General features: G+C 70.7%; 2 protein-coding genes and 1 tRNA gene. All 3 read right to left on the bottom strand.

What is annotated here, in order from left to right; all coding sequences use genetic code 11:
• Positions 1 to 47: 47 nt before the first annotated feature.
• The 3 genes from JAN01S_RS16160 to JAN01S_RS16150 all read right to left on the bottom strand — a co-directional run bounded on the left by JAN01S_RS16160 (position 48) and on the right by JAN01S_RS16150 (position 3,583).
• Complete coding sequence (locus JAN01S_RS16160) at positions 48 to 2,084, bottom strand: CocE/NonD family hydrolase (RefSeq protein ID WP_068319809.1); 2,037 nt, start codon at positions 2,082 to 2,084, stop codon at positions 48 to 50.
• A 4-nt stretch (positions 2,085 to 2,088) separates the two neighbouring features.
• A complete protein-coding gene (locus JAN01S_RS16155) occupies positions 2,089 to 3,387 on the bottom strand; it encodes an ATP-grasp domain-containing protein (protein WP_068319807.1) in 1,299 nt (432 codons plus the stop codon).
• 121 nt (positions 3,388 to 3,508) lie between these two features.
• A tRNA-Val gene (locus JAN01S_RS16150) sits at positions 3,509 to 3,583 on the bottom strand.
• Positions 3,584 to 3,586: the final 3 nt, after the last annotated feature.

Here is a 3,586-nt window from a genome sequence, read left to right as displayed (position 1 = left end):
GGCGGGCGCGCGGCCCGCCACAGGGAGGTCATGGTGGCTCCTTCGTCTCAGACGAGGTCCCGGGGGATGACCCGGTCCCAGCTCTCGGCGTGCACGCGACGGTGGCCGCGCGACTCGTCCAGCTCGTACGCGTCGAGGTCGGCCCGGATGACGAAGTCGTCCTCGGTGCAGGTCAGCACCGTGCTCGTGACGACCTCGGTGCGCCAGTTCCCTCGCTCGAGCCGGCGCACGGTGCGGGTCTCTCCGCGCACCGACGTCACGTCGTCCCAGCGGAAGGAGTACCACTCCGTCGTCGACCTGCGCACGACCGTGCCGGTCTCCTCGATGCGGAAGGCGCCCTGGTCGTTGACGATCTCCAGCGTCGAGACGTCCGTGGCCAGGTCCCTGGTGACCCGCCAGTCGTGCTCGCTCGGCTCGAGGACCGTCGTCTCCAGCTCCGGCGCCATGACGGGCTCGTGGAAGGGGGATGCCGTCCGGTCGTCGTCCTGCCGCGGCCTGATCGGCACCCTCAGGACGCTGTCGGCCGGGTGGATCGTCAGCTCCGCGGGTCGGGGCGCCGGCCACACGAGCGGCCAGTACGACGTCGAGATCGACAGCCGCAACCGGTGCCCGGCAGGGAAGGAGTGGGCCACGCCGTTGAGCTGGACCTGCACGTCGTAGCGCTCACCCGGCACGAGCGGCTCGGGGCTGCTGCTCGAGCTGCGGTGGGTCAGGTTGAGCACGCCGTAGGTGATCCGGGTCGCCTCGCCGGAGGGCGCGACGTCGGACAGGCGCACCGCGATCTGGGCGACCGGCTGGTCCGCGGAGAGCGCCACGTCCAGGCGCGGCAGGCCGAAGATCTCCGTCGGCTCGTCGAGGGCGGCGCTCTCCCACACGAGCGCGCCGCCGTCCTCCTCGCGCTGGTCGTACGGCAGGTCGGGCACGGCCGCGTACGACGCCCACTTGCCCGCGAACATGCCGACGCTGAGCGGTGACCGCAGCGTGAGGGGGCCGCTGTCCCCTTCGCCCTGCCCGCCCTCGGCCAGGCTCGCCCGGGTGAGGCGGAACTCCCGGTCGTGGATGCGGGGCGAGGGCCACTCGTCCTCGGCGACCCAATGGCCCGGCCGCTCCTCGTAGGAGGCGCGCGGCGGGACGCTGTCCTGCATCCAGGCACGCAGCACCGGGTCCTCGTCGATGCCGGTGTCCTTGCCCTTGAGCCAGTGGTCCCACCACCGGACGAGCTCCTGGAGGAAGCCGATCGGCGGCCCGGGCACGCCGATGTGGGGGTACTTGTGCCCCCACGGCCCGATGAGCCCGTGGCACGGCACCTCGAGGTGCTCCAGCAGCCGGAAGATCGCGTTGGTGTAGCCGTCGGCCCAGCCGCCGACCGCGAGGACCGGGCACTGGATCGCCGAGTAGTCCTCGCTCACCGAGGCGGGGCGCCAGTACTCGTCGCGGCGCTGGTGGCTCAGCCAGGTGTCGAGCCACAGCCCGCTGCCGCGCAGACGCTCCAGCCACATCTCGCGCCACGCATCACCGACGATCTCGGGGTCGGGGGGCAGGCTGTTGAAGGCGAGCATGACGGTCGCCTCGGAGAGGTTGTCGCCGAGGAGGCAGCCACCCATGTAGTGCATGTTGTCGACGTAGAGGTCCTCGGTCGCCGACGCACTGACGATCGCCTTGAGCGCCGGGGGCCGGCGCGCGGCGACCTGCAGGCTGTTGAAGCCGCCCCAGGAGATGCCCATCATGCCGACGTTGCCGTCGCACCACTGCTGGTCGGCGAGCCAGGCGATGACGTCCTCGGCGTCCTGCAGCTCCTGCTCGTGGTACTCGTCGACGAGCACTCCGTCGGAGTCGCCGCTGCCCCTCAGGTCGACACGGACGCACACGTACCCGTGGGCCGCGAGGTAGGGGTGGTTGACGGCGTCGCGACCGCGGGTGAGGTCCCGCTTGCGGTAGGGGATGTACTCCAGGACCGCCGGCAGCGGTCCGACCTCCCCGACCGGTCTCCAGATCCGGGCGGCGACGCGCTGCCCGTCGCGAAGGGGGATGAAGACGTTCTCCTCGGCCTCCACCTCGTGGGGGACGTGGGTGTCGATCTCCATACGGTCATGCACTCCTCTCGTCGCAGTCCTCCAGCTCGGGCCGGAGGCGCTGCTCGATGTCGTCGATCCGCTCCTGCAGGCTCCCACGGTCGGGTGCGCCGAGATAGACGAAGGCGAGCATGTAGCGGTAGGAGTCCTGGTGCGGCTGGTCGGAGAGGCGGTCACCCGGGGTGAGGCGTAGATCGACGACGGTCCCGGGGTACTCCTCGGTGACCTGCCGCAGGGCCTGCTCGTCGGGCACGGACCGTACGACCGCGTCACGGTCGTGCGCCATGTAGTACTGGGCCGAGACGGCGTACTCGCCGCCACCCTCGGGCATCCGCGGTGCGTGGCCGAGGGCCACGTCGACGGCGACCTGGTGGTTGGACCGTCCGTCGACGAGCGCGAAGAGCTCGCTGTGCGACTGCGAGATGCGCGTGTTGACCTCGATGAGGCGCAACTCCTCGCGCTCCTCGTCCCACATGAACTCGGAGTTGAAGCAGCCGTCGTCGAAGCCGATGTGCTCGAGGAGGCGCCCGGTCGCCTCGATGGCCCGCTGCTGGACCTGTTCGGGGACGGTGGCCGCCGGGTAGTCGATCCGCTCGATGCTCACGCCGTTGTCCCTCTTGTGCATGTCGACGAGGCCGTGCACGGCGTACTGCCCATGCGAGACGCTGCCCTCGGCGGCGAACTGGGTCCCCCGGATGATCTCCTCGGCGAGGCAGGCCGAGCCGCCGAGGTCGCGCAGCTCCTGCGGCAGGTCGACGCGCTCGAGCACCTGCTCGAAGGCGTCGCCGACGTCGGTGATGTCGGCGCGGATCGCCTGCAGCGCCTCGTTGAGGTCCGCCTCGCTGCGGATCTCGAAGCCGAGGTTGGACGAGTGGCCCTTGATGGGCTTGACCCAGTACGGGAAGTCGAGGTCGATCTGCTCGGCAACGTCGTCGGCGAAGGGGTCGAAGGCGACGAAGCCGGGCACGACCTCCGGGACGCACCGACGCTGCTCCAGCCGGCTCCAGTACTTGTGCTCGCACTTGAGCAGGCTCGTGAGGGACGGTGCGGGCAGCCCGCGCTCGGCCGCGAGGATGGGGCCGAGGACGGAGGTCGGGAAGTCCCAGTGGGTGACGAAGGCGTCGATGCTGCCGTCGAAGGCGTCGAGCTCGGCGCGGGCGCGCTCCAGCAACGCGTCGAAGTCGATCTCCTCCGTCTCCACCAGGGCCTCGTGGTCGAGCAGGCCGTGGAACTCGAGCGGCCCGTCCTCGCGGACGGTGTCGAGCTCCTCCCGCTGTCGGTCGGTCAGGCCAAGGACGAAGACGTGTCTGGTCATGACTCGGGCCGTACCCGCTCGTCACCGGCTCACACCCCGCCCCGGCACGCCCGGGTCGCCTGGTCCCCCCGAAACGCATCAGGCCCCCGAACCGCTGTCGCGGAGCCGGGGGCCTGATGGGTGGTGGGCGATACTGGGTTTGAACCAGTGACCTCTTCCGTGTCAAGGAAGCGCGCTACCGCTGCGCCAATCGCCCGGG

The sequence above is a fragment of the Janibacter anophelis NBRC 107843 genome (assembly GCF_001570945.1).
GTDB lineage: Bacteria > Actinomycetota > Actinomycetes > Actinomycetales > Dermatophilaceae > Janibacter > Janibacter anophelis.
Note: the sequence above shows the minus strand (reverse complement) of the source record. Positions and strands in the feature narration are given on the sequence as shown.

Excerpts from the sequence above, each read along its gene's own strand:
- JAN01S_RS16160 (WP_068319809.1), bottom strand. The coding sequence starts at position 2,084 with ATGGAGATCGACACCCACGTCCCCCACGAGGTGGAGGCCGAGGAGAAC.
- JAN01S_RS16155 (WP_068319807.1), bottom strand. The coding sequence starts at position 3,387 with ATGACCAGACACGTCTTCGTCCTTGGCCTGACCGACCGACAGCGGGAG.